This is a genomic window from Monashia sp. HAY1-2A (assembly GCF_056755315.1).
On sequence record NZ_JBNDHY010000797.1, the window covers coordinates 1 to 235 of the forward strand.

Genomic DNA, 235 nt, shown 5'->3' on the forward strand with positions numbered 1-235 from the left:
GGAATCGAGTGTTCCCGCATATGGATGCGCCCCACGCGCGCAATCTGGATCGTCCACCAACCCAGCTGCCTTGGGGCGATAAAATCCTTTGACGGATTATCGGCGATGTAAACCAGATCCGAGGGCGGCACGCCGGACCATTCCTGCACGGCTTCGAACGCTCTTGGATGCGGCTTCCAGAACTCGCGGCCCCAAGCGTCCGTATAGATGATATGGTCAAGAAACTCCTCAAGCT

1 protein-coding gene is annotated in these 235 nt (G+C 57.4%); it reads right to left on the bottom strand.

Features of this window, described 5'->3' with window-relative positions:
- On the bottom strand, positions 1–235 hold a 235-nt coding region (locus ACPYOM_RS23955), incomplete at both ends, for an HAD family hydrolase (RefSeq protein ID WP_481347898.1).